18 protein-coding genes are annotated in these 21,384 nt (G+C 72.9%); 3 read left to right on the forward strand and 15 right to left on the reverse strand.

Annotated features, from left to right (window positions below):
* Positions 1-136: 136 nt before the first annotated feature.
* The 5 genes from ACGFI2_RS00255 to ACGFI2_RS00275 all read right to left on the reverse strand — a co-directional run bounded on the left by ACGFI2_RS00255 (position 137) and on the right by ACGFI2_RS00275 (position 5,631).
* Positions 137-1,825, reverse strand: a complete 1,689-nt coding sequence (locus ACGFI2_RS00255; RefSeq protein WP_393508195.1) for a ribonuclease J — start codon at positions 1,823-1,825, stop codon at positions 137-139.
* Positions 1,826-1,876: 51 nt separating this feature from the next.
* The gene (gene dapA / locus ACGFI2_RS00260; protein WP_393508198.1) at positions 1,877-2,803 is read right to left on the reverse strand and encodes a 4-hydroxy-tetrahydrodipicolinate synthase; all 927 of its coding nucleotides are present in this window, start codon (positions 2,801-2,803) and stop codon (positions 1,877-1,879) included.
* Between the two features lie 52 nt (positions 2,804-2,855).
* Complete coding sequence (gene thyX, locus ACGFI2_RS00265; protein WP_282288783.1) at positions 2,856-3,593, reverse strand: FAD-dependent thymidylate synthase; 738 nt, start codon at positions 3,591-3,593, stop codon at positions 2,856-2,858.
* A gap of 183 nt (positions 3,594-3,776) precedes the next feature.
* Positions 3,777-4,412 (reverse strand): DUF2752 domain-containing protein, encoded by a 636-nt coding sequence (locus tag ACGFI2_RS00270; protein WP_393508201.1) that lies wholly within the window; start codon positions 4,410-4,412, stop codon positions 3,777-3,779.
* The gene (locus tag ACGFI2_RS00275; protein ID WP_393508203.1) at positions 4,402-5,631 is read right to left on the reverse strand and encodes a winged helix-turn-helix domain-containing protein; all 1,230 of its coding nucleotides are present in this window, start codon (positions 5,629-5,631) and stop codon (positions 4,402-4,404) included. The genes ACGFI2_RS00270 and ACGFI2_RS00275 overlap by 11 nt, the downstream gene beginning before the upstream one ends.
* Before the next feature lie 82 nt (positions 5,632-5,713).
* Between ACGFI2_RS00275 and ACGFI2_RS00280 the strand changes: the two genes are divergently transcribed.
* Positions 5,714-6,265 carry a GNAT family N-acetyltransferase gene (locus ACGFI2_RS00280; RefSeq protein ID WP_393508206.1) on the forward strand — a complete coding sequence of 184 codons (552 nt, stop codon included), beginning with the start codon at positions 5,714-5,716 and terminating at the stop codon, positions 6,263-6,265.
* Here the strand turns inward: ACGFI2_RS00280 and ACGFI2_RS00285 are convergent.
* Positions 6,164-7,477, reverse strand: a complete 1,314-nt coding sequence (locus ACGFI2_RS00285; protein ID WP_393508209.1) for a glycosyltransferase family 87 protein — start codon at positions 7,475-7,477, stop codon at positions 6,164-6,166. The two genes, ACGFI2_RS00280 and ACGFI2_RS00285, sit on opposite strands and share 102 nt — an antisense overlap.
* 35 nt (positions 7,478-7,512) lie before the next feature.
* On the opposite strand from ACGFI2_RS00285, the gene ACGFI2_RS00290 reads away from it, so the two are divergent.
* Entirely contained in the window at positions 7,513-8,091 is a 579-nt protein-coding gene (locus ACGFI2_RS00290) for a GNAT family N-acetyltransferase (RefSeq protein ID WP_393508212.1), read from the forward strand.
* A gap of 85 nt (positions 8,092-8,176) precedes the next feature.
* Here the strand turns inward: ACGFI2_RS00290 and ACGFI2_RS00295 are convergent, their stop codons facing one another.
* The 4 genes from ACGFI2_RS00295 to ACGFI2_RS00310 form a co-directional block, all read right to left on the reverse strand.
* Positions 8,177-9,061 carry a carbohydrate ABC transporter permease gene (locus ACGFI2_RS00295; protein ID WP_393508215.1) on the reverse strand — a complete coding sequence of 295 codons (885 nt, stop codon included), beginning with the start codon at positions 9,059-9,061 and terminating at the stop codon, positions 8,177-8,179.
* Position 9,062: 1 nt separating this feature from the next.
* A complete protein-coding gene (locus tag ACGFI2_RS00300) occupies positions 9,063-10,181 on the reverse strand; it encodes a carbohydrate ABC transporter permease (RefSeq protein ID WP_393508218.1) in 1,119 nt (372 codons plus the stop codon).
* A gap of 83 nt (positions 10,182-10,264) precedes the next feature.
* On the reverse strand, positions 10,265-11,512 hold the full coding sequence (locus ACGFI2_RS00305) for an extracellular solute-binding protein (RefSeq protein ID WP_393508221.1): 1,248 nt from the start codon (positions 11,510-11,512) through the stop codon (positions 10,265-10,267).
* 25 nt (positions 11,513-11,537) lie between these two features.
* Positions 11,538-12,500 (reverse strand): LacI family DNA-binding transcriptional regulator, encoded by a 963-nt coding sequence (locus ACGFI2_RS00310; RefSeq protein WP_393508224.1) that lies wholly within the window; start codon positions 12,498-12,500, stop codon positions 11,538-11,540.
* Positions 12,501-12,675: 175 nt separating this feature from the next.
* Here ACGFI2_RS00310 and ACGFI2_RS00315 point away from each other — a divergent pair, with 175 nt between their 5' ends.
* A complete protein-coding gene (locus ACGFI2_RS00315) occupies positions 12,676-14,817 on the forward strand; it encodes a glycogen debranching N-terminal domain-containing protein (protein WP_393508227.1) in 2,142 nt (713 codons plus the stop codon).
* Between the two features lie 167 nt (positions 14,818-14,984).
* Here the strand turns inward: ACGFI2_RS00315 and ACGFI2_RS00320 are convergent, their stop codons facing one another.
* The 5 genes from ACGFI2_RS00320 to ACGFI2_RS00340 all read right to left on the reverse strand — a co-directional run bounded on the left by ACGFI2_RS00320 (position 14,985) and on the right by ACGFI2_RS00340 (position 21,179).
* Positions 14,985-15,452 (reverse strand): GNAT family N-acetyltransferase, encoded by a 468-nt coding sequence (locus ACGFI2_RS00320; protein ID WP_393508229.1) that lies wholly within the window; start codon positions 15,450-15,452, stop codon positions 14,985-14,987.
* 29 nt (positions 15,453-15,481) lie between these two features.
* Positions 15,482-16,417, reverse strand: coding sequence for a helix-turn-helix domain-containing protein (locus ACGFI2_RS00325; RefSeq protein ID WP_393508232.1), 936 nt, complete (start codon positions 16,415-16,417; stop codon positions 15,482-15,484).
* Between the two features lie 86 nt (positions 16,418-16,503).
* Positions 16,504-17,271: a 4-hydroxy-tetrahydrodipicolinate reductase gene (dapB, locus tag ACGFI2_RS00330; protein ID WP_393508235.1), complete on the reverse strand. Its 768-nt coding sequence runs from the start codon at positions 17,269-17,271 to the stop codon at positions 16,504-16,506.
* Positions 17,272-17,335: 64 nt separating this feature from the next.
* A complete protein-coding gene (locus ACGFI2_RS00335) occupies positions 17,336-18,670 on the reverse strand; it encodes a M16 family metallopeptidase (protein WP_393508238.1) in 1,335 nt (444 codons plus the stop codon).
* A gap of 121 nt (positions 18,671-18,791) precedes the next feature.
* Positions 18,792-21,179 carry a polyribonucleotide nucleotidyltransferase gene (locus ACGFI2_RS00340; protein WP_393508241.1) on the reverse strand — a complete coding sequence of 796 codons (2,388 nt, stop codon included), beginning with the start codon at positions 21,177-21,179 and terminating at the stop codon, positions 18,792-18,794.
* Positions 21,180-21,384 lie beyond the last annotated feature (205 nt).

Raw genomic sequence — 21,384 nt, forward strand, 5'->3', positions numbered from 1 at the left:
GTCGACCGGGAGTACGGAGACGCACGCCGATCGGTTGAACGGCGACAAAAGGTTTCGACGCATCGTGTCGGGGCGTACCCGGAACGCGACGGCGCCGGCCCACCGCGGACGGTGGACCGGCGCGCGAAACCGTCGGTCAGACCTCGACGACGGTCGGGACGATCATCGGGCGACGGCGGTACGCGTCGTTGACCCAACGCCCCACCGTCCGACGCACGATCTGCTGGAGCTGGTGCGGGTCGGTGATGCCGTCCGCGGCGGCCCGGTTGAGCGCCTCGGTGACCAGCGGCACCACCGGGTTGAACGCCGCCGGGTCCTCGGAGAAGCCCTTCGCCGAGAGGGTCGGGCCGGCGACCACCTTGCCGGTGACCGAGTCGACCACCACGGTGGTGGCGATGAACCCGCCGTCACCGAGGATCCGCCGCTCGGTGAGCAGCGACTCGCTGACGTCACCGACGGCGAGGCCGTCGACGTAGACGTACCGGCTCTTCACCCGCCCGACCAGGGTGGCCCGGCCCTCGACCAGGTCGACCACGTCGCCGTCCTCGCAGAGCACCACCCGGTCCGGCGCGACGCCGGACTCGATGCCGAGCCGGGCGTGCGCGCGCAGGTGCCGCCACTCGCCGTGCACCGGCATCAGGTTGCTCGGCCGTACCACGTTGAGCAGGTAGAGCAGCTCACCGGCCGGGGCGTGACCGGAGACGTGCACCTTCGCCACGTCCTTGTGCACCACCACGGCGCCGGCCCGGGCCAGTCGGTTGATCACCCGGTAGACGGAGGTCTCGTTGCCGGGCACCAGCGACGACGCGAGCACCACGGTGTCGCCCGGCGCGATGGTGATGTGCCGGTGGTCGCCGCTGGCCATCCGGCCGAGCGCGCTCATCGGCTCGCCCTGCGAACCGGTGGACATCAGCACGATCTGCTCGGGCGGCAGGTTGGTGGCCTCCTCGATCCCCACCACCAGGCCGGCCGGAATGTTGAGCAGGCCCAGGTCGCGGGCGATGCCCATGTTGCGGACCATGGACCGGCCGATCAGCGCCACCTTGCGGCCGTGCTCGGCCGCCGAGTCGAAGACCTGCTGCACCCGGTGCACGTGCGAGGCGAACGAGGCGACGATGATCCGCCCCTTGGCCTTCGCGAAGATCGAGTCGAGGACCGGGCCGATCTCCCGCTCCGGCGTGACGAAGCCGGGGATCTCCGCGTTCGTGGAGTCGGACAGCAGCAGGTCGACGCCCTCGGCGCCCAGCCGGGCGAAGCCGGCCAGGTCGGTGATCCGGCCGTCCAGCGGGAGCTGGTCCATCTTGAAGTCGCCGGTGTGCAGCACCAGGCCGGCCGGGGTGCGGATGGCCACCGCGAGCGCGTCCGGGATCGAGTGGTTCACCGCGAAGAACTCGCACTCGAACGGACCGAGCCGTTCCCGGCCGCCCTCCCGCACGGTCAGCGTGTAGGGCTGGATCCGCCGCTCGGCCAGCTTCGCCTCGACCAGCGCCAGGGTGAACTGGGACCCGACGAGCGGGATGTCCGGCTTGTGGGCGAGCAGGTACGGCACCGCGCCGATGTGGTCCTCGTGGCCGTGGGTGAGCACGATCGCCTGTACGTCCGCCAGCCGGTCCAGGATCGGGCCGAAGTCGGGCAGGATCAGGTCCACGCCCGGCTGCTCGACGTCGGGGAAGAGCACCCCGCAGTCGACGACGAGCAGCTTGCCGTCGTACTCGAAGACGGTCATGTTCCGGCCGATGGCGCCGAGTCCGCCGAGCGGCATGATCCGCAGGCCGCCCTCCGGCAGCGGCGGGGGCAGCTCACCCTCGATGTGCGCCTCGGTCACGCGTCACCTCATTCTGCGACGCCGTCGCGCGGCGTCCGTCGTGTCGTTGGGTCATTCGGGCAGGGGCAGGCCCGCCGCGGCGCAGTCGGCACGCAGCTGGGCCAGTTCGTCGCCGGTGGCATCCACCAGCGGCGGTCGCACCGGGCCGGCCGGCAGGCCGTGGGCAGCGAGCCCGGCCTTGACCAGGATCGTGCCCTGGGTGCGGAAGATTCCGGTGTAGAGCGGCAGCAGCCGACGATGCAGGGCGAGCGCGCCGGCGACGTCGCCCGCCTCGAACGCCTCGATCAGCCGCCTGGTCGGCACGCCGGTGAAGTGCGTGGACGTCCCCACCACGCCGACCGCGCCGATCGACAGGAACGGCAGGGTCAGCGCGTCCTCGCCGCTGTAGAACGCCAGGTCGCTGCGGGCCAGCACCTCCGAGGTCGCCGTCAGGTCGCCCTTGGCGTCCTTCACCGCGACGATCCGCCCGTGCTCGGCGAGCTTCACCAGCGTCTCGGTGGCGATCGCCACGCCGGAGCGGTGCGGGATGTCGTAGAGCATGACCGGCAGCCCGGTGGCGTCCGCGACGGTGGTGAAGTGGTGCAGCAGCCCGGCCTGCGGCGGCTTGCTGTAGTAGGGGGTGACCACCAGGAGGCCGTGCGCGCCGGCCTTCTCGGCCTGCGCGGCCAGCTCGACGGTGTGCCGGGTGTCGTTGGTGCCCACCCCCGCGACGATCCGGGCCCGGTCACCGACCGCCTCGACCACGGCGCGGATCAGCGTCTCCTTCTCCGCGTCGGTGGTGGTCGGCGACTCGCCGGTGGTGCCGTTGAGCACGAGCGCGTCGTTGCCCTGCTCGTCGACGAGGTGGCGGGCCAGTCGGACCGCGCCGTCGAGGTCGAGCGCGCCGTCGGGGGTGAACGGCGTCACCATGGCCGTGATCACCCGCCCGAACGGGCGCGACGGGCCCCGGTGCGGGGCGGCGAAGTGGTCGTGCGTCATGTTCACAACCTAGCGGACGACCACCGGTGCCCCGGCGGCGAAGGGCGACGAGTCACTCGGCGTGCGGCGACGCCGCCACCTCGGTGCCGTCCGGCAACGTGGAGATCACGAAGTCGGCGAACACGTTCGGCGCCACACCCTTGAGCTGACGCAGGCACTCCACGGCCAACTCGCGGATCTCCACGTCGGCGTGCTCGGTGGCGCGCATCTTCACGAAGTGCCGCCAGGCCCGGTAGTTGCCGGTCACCACGATCCGCGTCTCGGTCGCGTTCGGCAACACGGCCCGGGCCGCCTGCCGGGCCTGCTTGCGGCGCAGCGTCGGGTTGGGCTCGTCGGTGAAGCGGGCCTCCAGCCCTTCCAGCAGATCGGTGTACGCCCGCACCGCCGCCTCGGATGCCTCGACGAACCGCTTGTGCAGCTCCGGGTCCTCGGCGATCACCGCCGGCTCCACCATCGCCGCGTCCCGCTCGGGCACGTAGCGCTGGGAGAGTTGGGAGTAGGAGAAGTGCCGGTGCCGGATCAGCTCGTGGGTGAACGACCGGGAGACGCCGCTGAAGTAGAAACTCACCGAGCCGTGCTCCAGCACGGAGAGGTGGCCGACGTCGAGGATGTGCGCCAGGTAGCCGGCATTGGTCGCGGTGGCCGGGTTCGGCTTCTTCCAGCTCTGGTAGCAGGCCCGGCCGGCGAACTCGGCGAGCGCCTGCCCACCGTCGGCGTCGGTCGACCACGGCACCTCGTCCGGCGCCTGGAACTGCGTCCACGCGATCAGCTTGACCTGAGGCTGCACCATCTCCGGCATGCCGAGGACTGTAGTTGCCCCCCGCCCGGCGAGGAAATCGGGCACGCGGCCGACCAGGGTCGCACCACCGGCACGTGTCCAAGCTCTCGCGCGGCCCGATGCTCCGGCTCCGGCTCTGGCGATCTGACGGTGACTCAGCTCGAAAGGGCCGTCGGGAAGCAGGTGGCGGAGCCGTCAGACGTAGAGCGAGGGGAACGGCGCCCAGGGCAGGTTGCGGACCACCGAGAAGACCGCCCAGGCGGCCAGGAAGCCGCCGATCACCTTCGGGCTGAACTGCAACTCGGGCAGCCGCCAGCCGAACGCCCGGTTGCCGGCCCAGGCGATGAAGAGCCAGGCCAGGAACGGCAGCGCGAAGACGAACAGGAAGTGGTGCCGAGCGGCCGCCGGCAGGTCGCCGTGCAGCACGTACCAGAGGGCGCGGGTGCCGCCGCAGCCCGGGCAGTCCAGCCCGGTGGTGAGCTTGAGCAGGCAGGTCGGCCTGGCGTCCGGGTCGCTCTGGGTGGGATCGCTGATCAGCGCGTAGGTCATGCCGAGGCCGACACAGCCGAGCGCGGCCAGCGGCACCGCCCAGCGCGGGGCGCGGGCGTGCAGGCGCAGCACCATCCGGGTGAACCGGTCCGGCTCGACCGGCTGGTAGGCCACCCCGGCCGGCCACGGCGCCCCGACGGGCCCGGCGTGCCCGTGCGGCGGCCCGGCGTGCTCAGCGTGCCCGTGCGGCCCGGCGTGCGGGTCCGCGTGCCCGGGCGCCTCGGCGTGCGGGTCGGGCGCGGTGGCAGGCCGGTCAACGCTCGTCACGCGCTCACCGTACACCCGCCACGCCCACCAGCGCGGCGGCCAGCGGAGCGGCCAGATCGCCGGCGGCCGGCGGGGCGACCGCGTCCAGACCGAGCCAGCCGGCGAGCCGGTAGAGCTCGGCGGCGAGCGCCACCGAGGTCTCCCCCGGGTCGACGCCGGGCTCGGCCCAGGCGGCCGGCACCAGCAGCACACCGGCCTTCCGGTCGGCCTTGAGATCGACCCGCGCGGTGAAGCGCTCGCCCTGCCGGAACGGCAGCACGTAGTAGCCGTAGACCCGCTGGGGCGCCGGCACGTAGATCTCGATCCGGTAGGTGAAGCCGAAGAGCCGCTCGGCGCGGGCCCGCTCCCAGACCAGCGGGTCGAACGGGCTGACCAGCGTGTTGCCCCGCACCCAGCGGGGCAACCGGGCCTCGGCGTGCAGGTAGGCCGGCTGCCGCCAGCCCTGCACCGTGACCGGGGTCAGCTCGCCCGACTCGACCAGCTCGGCGAGCGCCCGCCGGGCGCCGGCCACCGGCAGCCGGAAGTAGTCGCGCAGCTCCGGCTCGGCGGCGACGCCCAGCGAGCGGGCCGCGATGGCCACCAGGGTGCGGTACGCCTGCGCGTCGGTCGGGGTGGGCGCGTCCAGCACCGCCGCCGGCAGCACCCGCTCCGGCAGGTCGTAGCGGCGGGCGAACGAGCTGGTGCGGTCGGCGGCGGTGACCTCGCCGGACCAGAAGAGGAACTCCAGCGCCCGCTTCACGGTCGACCAGTTCCAGCCCCAGTTGCCGGTTTCCCGGGGGGCGTCGTGCTCGATCTCGGCCGCGGTGAGCGGACCCCGGGCGGCCACCTCGTCGCGGACCCACGCCACCAGCTCGGGCTGCTCCTGGGCGATCCGGCGCATCCCGCCCCAGGCCTCGTCGCGCGCCTTGGCCATCCGCCAGCGCAGCGCCGGATGCAGCCCCACCGGGACCAGCGACGCCTCGTGCGCCCAGTATTCGAACAGCTCGCGGGGGCGGCGGTAGGCGGCGGTGTCGAGCAGGGCGGTCGGGTAGGGCCCGAGCCGGCTGTAGAGCGGCAGGTAGTGCGCGCGCTGGAGCACGTTGACCGAGTCCATCTGGATCAGCCCGACCCGGTCGAGCACTCGGCGCAGGTGCCGGCGGGTGGGCGCGCCGGCCGGCATCGGGTCGGCGAAGCCCTGGGCGGCCAGGGCGACCCGGCGGGCCTGGGCGAGCGAGAGCGATTCCGGTGCGGCCATCGTCGGCGACCCTAATCCACGGGTACGACGCGGACGGAGCGGCGGCTGGACCGGTCGCCCGTCGGGGCATAGAACTACACGGGTGCCCACCATCCGTCGGGAGGAGCCGGACGACGCCGAGGCGATCGCCCGGGTGCACATCCGCGGCTGGCAGGCCGGTTACGCCGGGATCATGCCGGACGAGGTGCTGCGCCGGCTGAACCCGGCCGCCTGGGCGCAGCGCCGCCGTGACCTCGGCACGGCCGACCCGGAGCACCCGTTCACCACGCTCGTCGCCGAGGCCGACGGCGCGGTCGCCGGTTTCACCACGTTCGGGCCGTACCGGAACAACCAGGACCGCGGCGACCTCGACCAGGCGTACGGCGAACTGCTGGCCCTCTATCTGGAGCCGGCGCACTGGGGTTCGGGCACCGGCCGGGCGCTACTCACGGCGGCCCGGGCCGGCCTGGCCGAGCGGGGTTGGACCGAGTACCGGCTCTGGGTGCTCGCCGACAACGCCCGGGCCCGCCGCTTCTACGAGCGGGCCGGGCACTCACCGGACGGGGAGGAGTCCGCCTACCCGGTGCCGTTGCACGGCGGACGCGCCCCGGTCCTGCTCCGCGAGTTGCGCTACACCGCCCGGCTCGACGGCTGACCCGGCCGGCTGCGCCGACCCGGCCGGCCCGTCGGCTCCAGCCGGCGTCGCCCAGCGGCGGATCGGCAGGCCGAGCAGCAGCGCCAGGCTGATCCAGACGTAGGTGTTGCTGCCGAGGAAGCCGTCCACGCCGGTGAAGTCCTTCTCCCAGGACCAGACGATCCGGCTGCACAGCAGCGCGTACCCGATCAGCGCGGCGGCCAGCAGCACGCGGCGCCGGCGCCCCCGGGCGGGCGCCGCCATGCCGTTGTCGACCAGCAGGATCAGGCCCGGCAGCAGCCAGACCAGGTGATGCACCCAGGTCACCGGACTGACCAGGCACATCACCGCACCGGTCAGTGCCAGGCCGGTGGCCTCGTCGCCGGCGGCCGCCGCGGCCCGGCACCGCCAGCCCCAGACCGCCAGCGTGGCCAGCACGAGCAGCAGCCAGACCACGGTGCTCGGGTGCTCCGGGTCGAACCGGGCCACCACCCCGCGCAGCGACTGGTTGGAGACGAATGCCAGCTCACCGACGCGGTCGGTGTTCCACAGCGCCTCGGTCCAGAACTCCCGGGAGGCGTCCGGGAAGAGGGCGGCGGCCACCAGGGTGGCGACGGCGGCCGAGCCGACCGCGGTCGCGGCGGCCCGCCAGCGGCCGGTGACCAGCAGGTAGACGATGAAGATGCCCGGGGTCAGCTTGATCGCGGTGGCCAGACCGATGCCCACACCGGCCCAGCGGTTGCCCGCCGGCAGCAGCCGGAGCAGGTCCACCGCCACCAGGAACAGCAGCAGCATGTTGACCTGACCGAAGTTGACCGTCTCGCGCATCGGCTCGTACGCCGCGACCAGGCAGAGCGCGACCGCGAGGGTGAACCACCGGGTCCAGCCGGAACGGCGGGCCACCGGGTCCAGCAGCCACCAGATCACCACGGCGCTGACCAGGACCGTGGCGGCCACGCTGACCACGATCGCGGCGTTCCACGGCAGGTACGCCATGGGCAGCATGACCAGTGCCGCGAACGGCGGGTAGGTGAAGCCGTACTGGGTGCCGGCCTTGAGGAAGTCGTAGATCTCCCCGCCGTCACGCGCCCAGTAGGTCAGCGCGCCGTGGTAGACCCGGAGGTCGAAGAAGCCGTGCCGCACCGCCGCCACGGAGAGGAACACGGTGACCGCCGCGGCGAGCGCCGCCACGGCGACGACCTGCGCGGTCGTCCGCCCGGCACCCTGCGCCACCGTCACCCTCCTCGCCCTGCGTAGGCTCTCGTGCCATGGCTGCAGGCTACGTCCGCCCCGCGCGTCCCGAGGACGTCGCCGAGATCGCACGCATCCAGCTCGCGACCTGGCGGGTCGCGTACCGCCGGATCCTGCCCCGGCACGTGCTCGACAACCTGGACGAGGCGTACCTCGCCCGGCGGTGGGGCGCTGCGGTGCAGGAGCCGCCCTCGGGCGCGCACCGGGTGCTGGTCGCCGTCGAACAGGCCGCGCAATCCTATCTGGTGGGGTTCGCCGCCTCCGGTCCGGCCGACGCCGAGGCGCTCGCACCGGGCGAGCCCGCCGACGCGCTCACGTCGGGCGTGGTGGCGGTGACCGACCTGCTGGTCGAGCCGCGCTGGGGCCGGCGCGGGCACGGCAGTCGGCTGCTCGCCGCCGCGGTCGAGCACTGGCGTGCGGACGGCTTCACCAGCGCGGTGGCGTGGGCGTTCGACGCGGACGCGGCGACCCGCGCGTTCCTCGGCTCGACCGGCTGGGAGCCGGACGGCGCGACCCGGGCGCTGGACGTGGACGACATGCTGGTCCCGCAGCTCCGCCTGCACGTGGGAGTCCCGGACGAAAAGGCGCCGGCGTAGCGATGAGTTTCCGCCCGGCCGCCGGTCTGACACCTGACGGTACCGACCGGCGGTCCCGGCACGGGGCTGGACCGCCGGTCACCGGTCACCCCTTGTCCCCGCCCTCGTTGGCGCCCCGGACGAAGTAGCGCTGGAAGATCACGAAGAGCACCGCCACCGGGATGGTGGCGAGCAGCGCCGCGCCGAGCTTCAGCGGATACTGGGTGCCCTTGCCGAGCGAGCCGCTGACCAGGTCGGCCAGCCCGCGGGGCAGGGTGAACAGGTTCGGGTCCTGCACCGCGACGAGGCTGTGCGGGAACTCGTTCCAGGAGCCCTGGAACGACAGGATGGTCAACGTGATCAGGGCCGGCCGGGCCATCGGCAGCACCACCGACCAGAACGTGCGGAACACGCCGGCGCCGTCGATCCGGGCCGCCTCCTCCACGCTGACCGGGATCGACTCGAAGAACTGCTTCATGATGAAGACGCCGGCCGCGTCGGCGAGCAGCGGCACGATCAGGCCGGCGTAGCTGTCGTAGAGGCCGATCTGCTTGAGCACCAGGAACTTCGGGATCAGCAGCACCACGCCCGGCACCGCCATCACCGCGATGACCGCGGCGAACAGCCCGGCCCGGCCCCGGAACCGCAGCCGGGCCAACGCGTAGCCGGCGAGCGAGTCGAAGAACACCCGGCCGAGCGTCACCAGCACGGTGACCAGCAGCGAGTTGCCGAGCCAGAGCGGGAAGGCGGTGCCCGCGAAGATCCGCTCGAAGCCGGCCAGGGTGAGCGGGTCGGGCACCGGCGAGAGCGGGTTGGCCGCCGCGTCCGGCTCGGTCTTGAGCGAGTTGGCGAGCTGGATCACGAACGGGTAGAGGAAGACCAGCCCGAAGAAGATCAGGACGCCGTACCCGAGGAAGCGGTTGACCCGGGCCCGCGGCCCGCGGTCGGCGCGGCGCGCGACGGGCGCCGGCCGGTCGGTCAGCACGGCCATGTCAGGACCCCTCCGGTACGCGTCGTCGCCACCACCGGCCGCGCCGGGTCCCGTCCCGGTCGGCCATCAGCCGGCGTTGGAACAGGGTGAACAGGATGATGATCAAGAACAGCACGAACGAGATGGCCGCGCCGGAGCCGTAGTCGAAGTCCCGGAACGCGGTCCGGTACGACAGGTACGCCGGGGTGAGCGTGGTCTTGGCCGGGTCGCCCTGGCTCATCACGTACACCTGGTCGAAGACCTGCCAGGAACCGATCAGTCCCAGCGTGACCACCAGGAACGTGGTGGGCTTGATCAGCGGGAGGGTGACGTACCGGAAGCGCTGCCAGCGGGTCGCCCCGTCCAGCGTGCTGGCCTCGTCGAGCGCCACCGGGACGTTCTGCAACGCGGCCAGGTACATCAGCATGAACGTGCCCGAGGTGGTCCAGATGACCAGGCAGATGATCGACGTCATCGCGACGCTCGGCCCGGAGAGCCAGTCCCACCAGCTCAGCCCGAGCGGACCGCCGGAGGTCAGCGCGGCCGGCGGGCTGTCCACGCCGAAGGCGCCGAGCAGCAGGTGCAGCACGCCACGGCCGTCGGCGAACCACTCCGGTCCGTCGATGCCGAGCAGGGCGAGCAGCCGGTTGACCGCGCCGGAGTTGGCGAACAGGAAGAGGAACACCACGCTGATCGCCACCGAGCTGGTGACCGAGGGGAAGTAGAAGGCGCTGCGGAAGAAGCCCTTCCCCTTGAGCAGCCGGTTGTTGACCACCAGGGCCAGACCGAGCGCCAGCGCGGTCTGCACCGGCACCACGATCCCGACGTAGTAGATGTTGTTGCGGATGGCGGTCATGAAGTCGCGGCGGGCGAGCCCGTCCTCGGTGAACAGCCGGCTGTAGTTGTCGGCCCCGACGAACGGCACGTCGCCGGTGAACGGGCTGCCCTGGCCGTTCCAGTCGGTGAGGCTCACCCAGAGCGCCATCAGGATCGGCAGCAGCAGGAAGAGCCCGAGGATCACGATCACCGGCGCGACGAAGAGCCAGCCGGCGAGGTTCTCGTTGCTGCGGATGCCGCCCGGCCGGCGGCGCGGCGGGCCGGCCGGCGCGGTGCCCGGCGCGGCGAGCGTGTCCGTTGCCATTCCCTCCTCCTTCGCTCGGGGGAGGTGGAAGGAGGGGCCCCTTGTTAACACCCGTCTGTTAACAGGGGGCCCCGCCTCACACCTCAGCCGCCGAGCGCCGCCTTGGCGTTCTTGTCGAAGTTGGCCAGCACGGTCTTCGGGTCGCCGGTGGCCAGGCCCTGCAGGCCGGCCTCCAGGTCGCGCAGCACGCTGTCCATCTTGGGGGCGTTCACCGGGCCCTGGGCGTACTCGACGCCGTCGATGAACGGCTTGTCCGCCGGGAAGGCGCTGCCGTACTGGTCGCGGGCCGACTGGCGGGACGGCATCACGCCGAACGCCTTGGCGAAGCTCATCTGCTGCTCACCGGCGGTCATCGCCTCGACGAACTTGATCGCCTGATCCTTGTACGTGGACTTGGCGGCGATCCCCCAGCACGTGGTGAAGGAGAGCGTGCCCGGCCCCTTCGGGCCGGCCGGCAGCGGCACCACCTTGTACTTCACGTTCGGGAAGTCGTTCTGCAGGGCGCCCTTGATCCAGTTGCCCTCGATGGTCATCACGGCCTTGCCCTTGCCGAACGCCTCACCGGACCAGCCGGAGTCGAGCTGCTTCGGGAACTTCGCGTAGCCGTTGGTGAGCAGCGACTTGACGTACTGCAGGGCCTGGAGGTTCTCCGGGGTGTCCGCGGTCGGCTGCTTCCCGTCCTTGCTCATCAGCCAGCCGCCGTTCTGCACCATGAACGCGCCGATGCGGTCCCGGGTGTCGCCGAGGGCGATCGCCACCTTGCCCTTCGCCTTGATCTTCTGGCTGACGGCGGTGAGCTGGTCCCAGGTGGTCGGCACGTCGGCGTCGGTCAGGCCGGCCTTGGCCCACAGGTCGGTGTTGATCTGCAGGGCCAGGGTGGAGAAGTCCTTCGGCGCGCAGTAGAGCTTGCCGTCGTAGGTGAACGTGGTGCGCAGGCTCTCGTAGAAGTCGTCGGGGTTGCTCACCTTGTCGCCGTACGGCTCAAGCGCGCCGACGCTGGCGTAGTCGGCGAAGCGGGCCGCGTCGACGTAGAACACGTCCGGCGGGGTGCCGCCGGCCAGCGCCTGGCCGAGTTGCTGGGTGAGGTCCTGCGCCGGGGTGACGGTGGCGCTGTTGCCGGACGAGCCGGCCCACGCGGCGGCGGCGTCCTTGACGGCCTTGGTCTCGGCGTCGCCGGACGAGCCGATCAGGATCTGCAGGTTGGCCGGGCCGCTGGACTGCTTGGCGTCGTCGGCCGAGTCGTCGAAGCCGCTGCCGCAGGCGGTGGAGCCGAGCAGGGCGACGGCGGCGACGCCGGCCACCGCGGCCCGGGTGAGAATCCGAGGTGTCATCTGTTTCTCCTGGTGGGGGATGGGATCACGCCGAGTGCCGGAGCACCAGCGAGGGATGGAGCAGGAGCTGGGGGTCGCGCTGCTGCCCGTCGAGCAGCCCGGTAAGCAGCTCGACGCAGCGGGCGGCGGCCTCGCCGAGCGGTTGGCTGACGCTGCTCAGCCCGACCGCGGCGGCCACCGGGGTGTCGTCGAAGCCGACGACCGCGAGGTCGGTCGCCGTGTCGCGCGCGGCGTGCCACGCGCCGAGGGCCAGCGAGTCGCTGGCGCAGACCACCGCGGTCGGCGGCGCGTCGAGGGCGAGCAGCGCGCGCGACTCGCGCTCCCCCTCGGCGATGCCGTCCTCGGTGGCGCGGTCCGGCGCGGCGCCGTCCAGGCCGACCTCCGCCATCGTGGTACGCCAGCCGGCGCGCCGGTCGTCGCCGACGCCCGAGCCGGCGGGCCAGCCGAGGAAGGCGATCCGGCGGTGCCCGGCGGCGAGCAGGTGCCGGGTGGCCTGGGCGGTGCCGGCGGCACCGTCGACGTCGACCCAGGGGTGCGCCTCCGGGGTGTCCCAGGGCCGGCCGAACGTCACGAACGGCACCTCCCGCTCGGCCAGCCACGCGGTGCGCGGGTCGCCGTGCTTGGTGCCGGTCAGCACGAACGCGTCCAGGTCGTACGCGCCGAGCAGGTCGTCGTAGGTGGCGATCTCCTGGTCGTCGCCGACGGCGGTGTAGAGCAGCACCCGGTAGCCGGCGGCGTCGGCGGTCTCGGTGAGGCCGTGCAGGAAGCGGTCGAGGACCGAGCCGTTGATGCCGTCGCGGGTGGGTTCGATGCGGACGGCGATGAGCCGGGACCGCCCGGTCCGCATCTGCCGGGCGGCCTGGTTGGCCCGGTAGCCGAGCGCGACGATCGCCTCCCGCACCCGTCGTCGGGTGTCCTCACGGACGATGTGCGGCGTGTTGAGCACGTTGGAGACGGTCTGCCGGCTGACCTGGGCATGCCGAGCCACCGTTGCGATGGTTACCTTTTCTCCCACGAAATCCCTCTCGCCTACCTTGAACGATCCAATACCGATGAGGCAGGATTAGATCGTTCAAAGTTTCTGGAATGTTTCGCACTGTGCACCCGGCCACGGCCATCTGTCAAGACGTCCGTCGCCACCGATCAGCACCAGGAGTTCCCCCGTGACCGAACGCCACCTCCAACCGCTGCTGCACGACCTGGTCGGCGTGGCGCACGCCCCCACCAGCGCGTTGGGCGACGCGGCCGGTCAACTCCGACCGCACGGCGTCCAGGGCGTCTTCCACGCCGACGCCCGGGTGCTCTCCCGTGCCGAGCTGAGCCTCGACGACCGGGAGCCGGAGACGATCGGTCACGGCGCCGTCGGCCCGCACGGCGCCCGCTTCGTCGGCCTGGCCCGCTGGCTCGGCGACGCCACCCCCGACCCGACCGTCCGGGTCGAGCGCACCCGGCAGGCCGGTCCGCGCGGTCTCACCGAGGAGATCGTCGTGTCCTCCACCGCCGCCGACCCGGTCCGCACCACCGTCACCGTCGACCTGGCCTGCGACCTCGCCCCGATCGAGCAGGTCAAGGCCGGGCGGGCGGGCGCTCCGCTGGAGGCCGGGGCCGGTGAGCCGGGCCGGGTGCGCTGGGCCGGCGACGGGCTGACCGTCACCGTGACCGGCGAGGGCGCCACTGTGGACGCCACCGGCGAGCGGACCGTCGCGCCTCGGTTGAGCTGGCCGGTCACCGTCACGCCCGGCAGCCCGGTCACGCTGCGCTGGCGGCTCGCCGTCACCGACCCGCGAGCGGTGGTGACCGCCGCGCCGGCCGGCGCCGGCTGGGCCGAGCCGCAGGTAGGCGCCGACGACCGCCGCCTGCCGCGACTGCTCGACCGCTCCCTGGCCGACCTGCGGGGGCTACGGCTGGCCGAACCTGCCCACCCGGAAGACGTCTTCCTCGGCGCCGGCGTGCCCTGGTTCCTCACCCTGTTCGGCCGGGACAGCCTCTGGGCCGCCCGGATGATGCTGCCGCTCGGCACCGAGCTGGCCGCCGGCACGTTGCGGGTGCTGGCCCGCCGGCAGGGGACCCGGATCGACCCGGCCACCGGCGAGCAGCCCGGCAAGATCCTGCACGAGCTGCGCCGCCACGAGTTGTCGCACGACAACGGGCTCCGGCTGCCGCCGGCCTACTACGGCACGGTCGACGCCACCATGCTCTGGGTCAACCTGCTGCACGACGCCTGGCGCTGGGGCCTGCCCGCCGACGAGATCGAGCCGCTGCTGCCGCACCTGGAGGCCGCGCTGCGCTGGCTCGGCGAACACGCCGACGCCGACGGCGACGGCTTCGTCGAGTACGTCGACACCACCGGCCACGGCCTCGCCAACCAGGGCTGGAAGGACTCCGGCGACGCGGTGCGCTTCCGCGACGGCCGGCTGGCCGCGCCGCCGATCGTGCTGGCCGAGGTGCAGGGGTACGCGTACCAGGCGGCGACGGACGGGGCGAACCTGCTGGACGCGTTCGGCCGCCCGGGGGCCGACCGCTGGCGCGGATACGCCGACCGCCTCGCCGAGCGGTTCCGGTCCACGTTCTGGGTCGACGGCCGCCACGGCCCGCAGCCCGCGCTGGCGCTGGACCGGGACAAGCGTCCGGTCGACTCGCTGACCAGCAACATCGGCCACCTGCTCGGCACCGGGCTGCTGTCGGACGCCGAGTCCGCCCAGGTCGCGGCGCTGCTTTCCACCGAGGCGATGGCCGGCGGCTTCGGACTGCGGACCATGTCCACCGACGACGCCGGCTTCAGCCCGCTGTCGTACCACTGCGGTTCGATCTGGGCGCACGACACCGCGATCGTGCTCGCCGGGCTGGCCCGCGACGGGCACCGGGCGGCGGCGCTCCGGCTCGCCGACGGCCTGCTCGCCGCCGCCGAGGCGTTCGACTACCGCCTGCCCGAGCTGTACGGCGGCGACGACCGGGCGACGCTCGGCCGGCCGGTGCCCTACCCGGCCGCCTGCCGCCCGCAGGCCTGGTCCGCGGCGGCGTCCGTGCTGCTGCTCCAGGCCGGTCTGGGCGTCTATCCCGACGTGCCGAACGGTCGGGTCGACCTGCGCCCGCTGGCCGGCCCCGAGCTGGGCGCGCTGAGCGCCGCCAACCTGCGGATCGCCGGCGCCCCGGTCACGGTCACGGTCGACCACACCGGCCACCCCACCCTGACCGACCTCTCGCCCACCCTGCATCCCACCCACATCCCCACCCGCGTACCTACCCCCCGCCCCCCGTCCGGCTTCCCCACCCCCGCCCGCACCACACCGACGCGTCGATCATGAAGTCCGCACTCCTGTAGCTCTCCCCACGGCCACCACCTTCATGATCGACGGCTCCCGCGCCCGGACCCGCGCGCGGACCAAGGCGGTCGATCAAGGAGTTTGCGTCGTCCGGGCGGCCCGGGGCCGACGCAAACTCCTTGATCACCGTGCGGGTGGGGTGGGGTGGGTCAGGAGGGGTGGAGTTCGGCGACCAGTTCGTCGTCCTCGGTGGCGCCTGTCGGGTGGAAGCCGAGTGAGGTGTACAGGGCGGCGGCCGCGGTGTTGTCGGGGTGGTAGCTCAGCCGGATCGGGCGGGCCGCCTCCGCCAGCCAGCCGGCCAGCGTGCGCACGGTGGCCCGGCCCAGACCCCGACCCTGCTCGGCGGCGTCGATCACCATGCCGCCGATCCAGCGCGAACCGTCGTCGTCCACGCCCCACATGACGTGCCCCACCACGGTCTCCTCGGCGTACACGGCCAGCGAGTTCCACACCTCCGAGTGCGCGGTCAGCAGCAGGTAGCGGGCGGCCAGCGCCGCCACGAAGGCACGCTGGTCGTCACGCGGCGCCACGTCGGCCACCGGCCGCCAGTTGCCGTCGTCCACCGGCCGCAGGGTCACCCGGCGGCCGAGGCGGTCACGCTCTCCAGAGTTGATCATATGGTCAGCCTAGGGTCCGGCCGGAGCGGTCAGCCGGCCGGGGTGCGCGCGGCTGAGTCGAGGTACGGGCGCGGGTCGCCGGCGCCGAGGTCGGTGACACCGGCGCTGCGCAGGGCGCCGATCGCCAGGGTTCGGCGCACGGCGGCGAAGGTGATCACGTGGCCGATGGTGCCGCCGAGCGTGTGCGTGGTCGGGGGCGCGCAGGTGGTGTCGACGAAGGTGTCCGCCAGGGTGCCGGCGGCCAGCGTCCGGGCCACGAACGCCCGCCAGTCGCGCCCGGCCACCGCGTGCCGAGCGGCGAGACCGGTCACCGACCGGTCGCTCTCGTCGGGCCACTCGCCACCGCGCAGGGCGGACAGCCAGTGCTCCTCCTGCGTGACCATGGCGTTGATCAGCGAGCGGAGCGTCGGCTCCTCGTCGATCGTCTCCACGGACACGGTGACGGGCTGGTCGAGCACCCGCTCGTCGAGGCCACCGGCGCGGTCGATGATCGCGGTGAGAGTCTCGACGTGGTGGTCGACCAGGTGTTGGAGAACGTTCATCGTGGTCTCCTGACGGGCGGCCGGCAGCCGCAGGCCACCGGGCGGTTGGAAGTGGACGCCGCTGGGGCAGGGCAGCTCCAGCTCGTGGAAGGTCAGCGGCCGGCGCCGCCGGACCGCGGTCGGGGTGAAGCCGTACGACCGCTGGAAGGCGCGGGTGAACGCCTCGTGCGAGCCGTATCCGGCCTCGACGGCGATGTCGAGGACGGTCCGGTCGCTGGTGACGAGCCGGTGCGCCGCGCGCTCCAGGAGCAACCGCCGGCGCAGCGCGCCCGGCGGTTCCCCGGTGGCCGCGGCGACCAGCCGGTCGAAATGGAACCGGGACAGGTGGGCCCGGGAGGCCAGACCCGCCGGGCTCGCCGCCGGATCGTCGAGCGCGACCTGGAGTACGTCGAGGAGGCCGGTGAGTCCGTCGTTCCGGTTCATGCGCTCAGCCTGCACCCGGCATGGACGGAACCGCTTGATCGCCGTTGCGCACCTGCGGACCGCCGACCGCGGCAGGTGCGGGAGTGTCAGTCGAGCAGGGCGTCCAGGCCGACCGTGAGACCCGGCCGGCGGCCGACCTCGCGCACCGCCAGCAGCACGCCGGGCATGAACGACGCCCGGTCGTACGAGTCGTGCCGGATGGTCAGCGTCTCGCCGGTGGTGCCGAACAGCACCTCCTGGTGGGCGACCAGGCCGGTGGCGCGGACCGCGTGCACGCGTACCCCGTCGATGTCGGCGCCGCGGGCGCCGGCCACCTCGTCGCGGGTGGCGTCCGGCGCGGGACCGAGGCCGGCCTCGGCCCGGGCCGCCGCGATCAGCCGGGCGGTGTGGGTGGCGGTGCCGCTGGGCGCGTCCAGCTTGCGCGGGTGGTGCTGCTCGATGATCTCGACGGACTCGAAGTGCCGCGCCGCACGGGCCGCGAACTGCATCATCAGCACCGCGCCGATGCCGAAGTTGGGCGCGATCACCACGCCCACCCCGGGCCGGTCGGCCAGCCAGTCGCGCACCTGGTCCAGCCGCTGCTCGGTGAAGCCGGTGGTGCCCACCACGGCGTGGATGCCCCGCTCGACGCACCAGCGCAGGTTGTCCATCACCGCGTCGGGGGTGGTGAAGTCGACGACCACGCCGGCGCCGGCGACCGCGTCCAGGTCGTCGCCCTGGTCCACGGCCGCGACCAGGTCCAGGTCGGGCGCGCCGCCGACCGCCTTGCAGACCTCCATGCCCATCCGGCCCCGGGCACCCAGCACGCCGACCCGGGCCGCGTCGGCCGGGCCCTTCTCCCGCACGTCAGTCACGGGGCACAACCTATCCCAATCGGGACGCGCCGCACCGGGTGGTCCGAAGCACCGGACGGCCGGGTCAGCGGCCGACCGTGAAGGCGGACTCGTCGAACGGGCCGACCACGGCCAGCGACATCGGCCGGCCGAGCAGCTCGGCCGCCAGGTCGTTCACGTCGGTCAGGGTCACCGCGTCCACCCGGGCCAGCAGTTCGTCCACCGGCATCAGGTTGCCGTAGAGCAGCTCGCCCTTGGCCAGCCGGCTCATCCGCGACCCGGTGTCCTCCAACCCCAGCACGAAGGAGCCCTTGCTCATCCCCTTGCCCCGGGCCAGTTCGGCCTCCGTGACGCCCTCGGTCGCCACCCGGGCCAACTCGGCGCGGGTCAGGTCGAGCACCTCGTCCACCTTGCCGGGCGCGCAGCCGGCGTAGACGGCGAACACGCCGCTGTCGGCGTACTGGCTGGCGTAGGAGTAGACCGAGTAGGCGAGCCCGCGCTGCTCCCGGATCTCCTGGAACAGCCGGCTGGACATGCCGCCGCCGAGCACGTTGTTGAGCACGCCCAGGGCGAAGCGCCGGTCGTCGGTGCGGTCGATGGCCGGGCAGCCGAGCAGGACGTGCGCCTGCTCGGTCTCCTTCGGTTCGACCAGGGTGGTGGCCGGCTTCGTGCGTACCGCCGGGGTCGTCGCGCGGTGCGGCGCCGGCGCGGCCGGGTCGGTGTCCAGCGGGGTGTCCCGCAGCGCCTGCCGGACCAGCTTGACCACGGCGGCGTGGTCGAGGTTGCCGGCGGCGGCGATCACGATCTGCGGCGCGGTGTATCGGCTGCGGTAGAAGCTCTGGATCTGCCGCCGGGTCATCGGCGTGACCGTCTCCTCGGTGCCGGAGATCAGCCGGCCCAGCGGGTGGTCGCCGTAGACCGCGCGGGCGAAGAGGTCGTGCACCTCGTCGCCGGGCTCGTCGTCGTGCATGGCGATCTCTTCGAGGATGACGCCGCGCTCGGTCTCCACGTCGGCGGCGGCCAGCACCGAGTCGGCGACCGCGTCGCACATCACGTCGATGGCCAGCGGCAGGTCCTCGTCGAGCACCCGCGCGTAGTAGCAGGTGTATTCCTTGGTGGTGAACGCGTTGGTCTCGCCGCCCACCGCCTCGATCTCGGCCGAGATCTCCAGCGCGCTGCGCTTCTTGGTGCCCTTGAAGAGCAGGTGCTCCAGGAAGTGCGCGGCCCCGGCCTGCGGCCCGGTCTCGTCGCGGGAGCCGACCGCCACCCAGATGCCGAACGAGACGCTGCGCATCGCCGGGATCGCCTCGGTGAGGACCCGCAGCCCGCTGGGGAGCACGGTGCGGCGGACCGTGCCGCCGAGCGGGTCGTCGCTGAGGGTGCGGGTGACCGCCCGTGCCGCCGGGGAAGACGAACTCACGACAGACCTGCTCTCCGTGCCACGAAGGGTGGGTGGGACGAACGACGGCTCCAGCCCGCCGTGCGACCTGGAGCCGTGGGCCGGCCCGGGCGACGCGTACGTCGCCCGGGCCGGTCGGTGATCAGCTGTGCCGGGTGCGGCGACGCGGGCGGTCGCCGCCCTCGCCACCCTCCGGGCGGCGGTCGCCGCCCTCGCGGTCACCGCCGCGCTCACCGCGGTCACCGCCGCGCTCACCGCGGTCACCGCGGTCGCGCGGGCCACGGTCGCCGCCGCGGTCCCGGCCGGCCGGACGGTCGCCGCCGGCGGCCTCACCGGCGGCCGGCGCCTCGGCGCCCTCCGGCCGGATCTTGTCCAGGTAGATCTTGCCGCGGGCGTCGATGTCCGCGATCTCGACCTCGACCTTGTCGCCGACGTTGAGGAAGTCCTCGACCTTGTCGACCCGCTTGCCGTCGCCCACCTTGGAGATGTGCAGCAGGCCGTCGCGGCCGGGCAGGAGCGAGATGAAGGCGCCGAACGCGGCCGTCTTCACCACGGTGCCGAGGAACCGCTCGCCCGTCTTCGGCAGGGTCGGGTTGGCGATGCCGTTGATCCGGTCCACCGCGGCCTGGGCCGACGGGCCGTTGGTCGCGCCGACGTAGATGGTGCCGTCGTCCTCGATGGAGATCTCGGCGCCGGTCTCGTCCTGGATGGCGTTGATGGTCTGGCCCTTCGGGCCGATCACCATGCCGATCTTGTCGACCGGGATCTTGACGGTGGTGACCCGCGGCGCGTAGTCCGACATCTCGGCCGGCGCCTCGATGGCCCGCTGCATCACGTCGAGGATCGTCTGCCGGGCCTCGTGCGCCTGCTGCAGCGCGGCGGCCAGCACGTCCGACGGGATGCCGTCGAGCTTGGTGTCGAGCTGGAGCGCGGTGACGAAGTCACGCGTGCCGGCGACCTTGAAGTCCATGTCGCCGAACGCGTCCTCGGCACCGAGGATGTCGGTAAGCGTCACGTACTGGGTCTTGCCGTCGACCTCGTCGGAGATGAGGCCCATGGCGATGCCGGCGACCGGCGCCTTCAGCGGCACACCGGCCGAGAGCAGGCCCAGCGTGGAGGCGCAGACCGAGCCCATCGAGGTGGAGCCGTTGGAGCCGAGCGCCTCGGAGACCTGCCGGATGGCGTACGGGAACTCCTCGCGCGACGGCAGCACCGGGATCAGCGCCCGCTCGGCCAGCGCGCCGTGACCGATCTCGCGCCGCTTCGGCGAGCCGACCCGGCCGGTCTCACCGGTGGAGTACGGCGGGAAGTTGTAGTTGTGCATGTAGCGCTTGCGGTTCTCCGGCGACAGCGTGTCCACCATCTGCTCCATGCGCAGCATGTTCAGCGTGGTGACGCCCAGGATCTGGGTCTCGCCGCGCTCGAACAGCGCCGAGCCGTGCACCCGCGGCAGCACGCCGACCTCGGCGGTCAGCGGGCGGATGTCGCGCGGGCCGCGGCCGTCCATCCGGACCTGCTCGCGCAGCACCCGGTTGCGGACCTCGGACTTGCTCAGCGAGCGGAAGGCGGCGGAGAGCTCCTTCTCGCGGCCCTCGAACCGGCCGGTCAGCTCCTCGGCGACCTTGGCCTTGATCCGGTCCAGGGCCTCCTCCCGGTCGGCCTTGCCGGCGATCTTCAGGGCCTCGGTGACCTCGGCGCGGGCCACGTCGGCCACCGCGTCGTACACGTCGTCCTGGTAGTCCAGGAAGATCGGGAACTCGGCGACCGGCTTGGCGGCGACCTCGGCCAGCTCGCTCTGCGCCCGGCACAGCTCACGGATGGCCGGCTTGGCGGCCTCCAGGCCGCTGGCGACGATCTCCTCGGTCGGCGCGGTGGCACCGTCCGAGATCAGGGACACCGCGTTCGGGGTGGCCTCGGCCTCGACCATCATGATCGCGACCTCGCCGTCGGCCAGGGTGCGGCCGGCCACGACCATGTCGAAGGTGGCACGGGCCAGCTCCTCCAGGGTCGGGAAGGCGACCCACTGGCCGTCCACGTGCGCGACCCGGGTCGCCCCGATCGGGCCGGAGAACGGCAGGCCGGAGAGCTTGGTCGACATCGAGGCGGCGTTGATGGCCACCACGTCGTACGGGTGCTGCGGGTCGAGCGCGAGGATGGTCTCGACGACCTGGACCTCGTTGCGCAGGCCCTTGACGAAGGACGGGCGCAGCGGCCGGTCGATCAGCCGGCAGGTGAGGATGGCGTCCTCGCTGGGCCGGCCCTCGCGGCGGAAGAACGAGCCGGGGATCCGGCCCGCGGCGTACATCCGCTCCTCGACGTCGACCGTCAGCGGGAAGAAGTCGAACGACTCGCGCGGCTGCTTGCCGGCGGTGGTGGCGGAGAGGACGACCGTCTCGCCGAGCTGGGCGACGACGGAGCCGGCGGCCTGCCGGGCCAGCCGGCCGGTGGAGAAGGTGATCTCACGGGTGCCGAAGGACCCGTTGTCGATCACGGCGGTGCGGGATTCGGTGCCGAGGTTGGTCTCGGTCATGTGCTGTGGTGCTCCTTCGCGTCGTCGGCCGACGACACGGGAACTGCTCAGGCGGCCGGTCTTCGATCGAAGCGCCCGGGGGGCCGGCATCTGCCGGGATTCCCGGGGGCCACTACCGGAGACCGGTGCTGACCGGCTCCCTCTCGGGTCGTCGCGCGGCCGGGGTTCTTTCGGTGGTACCGGAACGGGGGAGCGACCGCGCGGC

Source organism: Micromonospora sp. NPDC049282 (assembly GCF_043197045.1).
Classification (GTDB): Bacteria; Actinomycetota; Actinomycetes; order Mycobacteriales; family Micromonosporaceae; genus Micromonospora.

What these genes read in the sequence shown, in the direction of transcription:
- thyX (WP_282288783.1), bottom strand. Translation starts at nt 3,593, where the DNA reads ATGGTGCAGCCTCAGGTCAAGCTGATCGCGTGGACGCAGTTCCAGGCG.
- ACGFI2_RS00320 (WP_393508229.1), bottom strand. Translation starts at nt 15,452, where the DNA reads ATGATCAACTCTGGAGAGCGTGACCGCCTCGGCCGCCGGGTGACCCTG.
- ACGFI2_RS00275 (WP_393508203.1), bottom strand. Translation starts at nt 5,631, where the DNA reads ATGGCCGCACCGGAATCGCTCTCGCTCGCCCAGGCCCGCCGGGTCGCC.
- dapA (WP_393508198.1), bottom strand. Translation starts at nt 2,803, where the DNA reads ATGACGCACGACCACTTCGCCGCCCCGCACCGGGGCCCGTCGCGCCCG.
- ACGFI2_RS00290 (WP_393508212.1), top strand. Translation starts at nt 7,513, where the DNA reads ATGGCTGCAGGCTACGTCCGCCCCGCGCGTCCCGAGGACGTCGCCGAG.
- ACGFI2_RS00305 (WP_393508221.1), bottom strand. Translation starts at nt 11,512, where the DNA reads ATGACACCTCGGATTCTCACCCGGGCCGCGGTGGCCGGCGTCGCCGCC.
- ACGFI2_RS00325 (WP_393508232.1), bottom strand. Translation starts at nt 16,417, where the DNA reads ATGAACCGGAACGACGGACTCACCGGCCTCCTCGACGTACTCCAGGTC.
- ACGFI2_RS00300 (WP_393508218.1), bottom strand. Translation starts at nt 10,181, where the DNA reads ATGGCAACGGACACGCTCGCCGCGCCGGGCACCGCGCCGGCCGGCCCG.
- ACGFI2_RS00295 (WP_393508215.1), bottom strand. Translation starts at nt 9,061, where the DNA reads ATGGCCGTGCTGACCGACCGGCCGGCGCCCGTCGCGCGCCGCGCCGAC.
- ACGFI2_RS00340 (WP_393508241.1), bottom strand. Translation starts at nt 21,179, where the DNA reads ATGACCGAGACCAACCTCGGCACCGAATCCCGCACCGCCGTGATCGAC.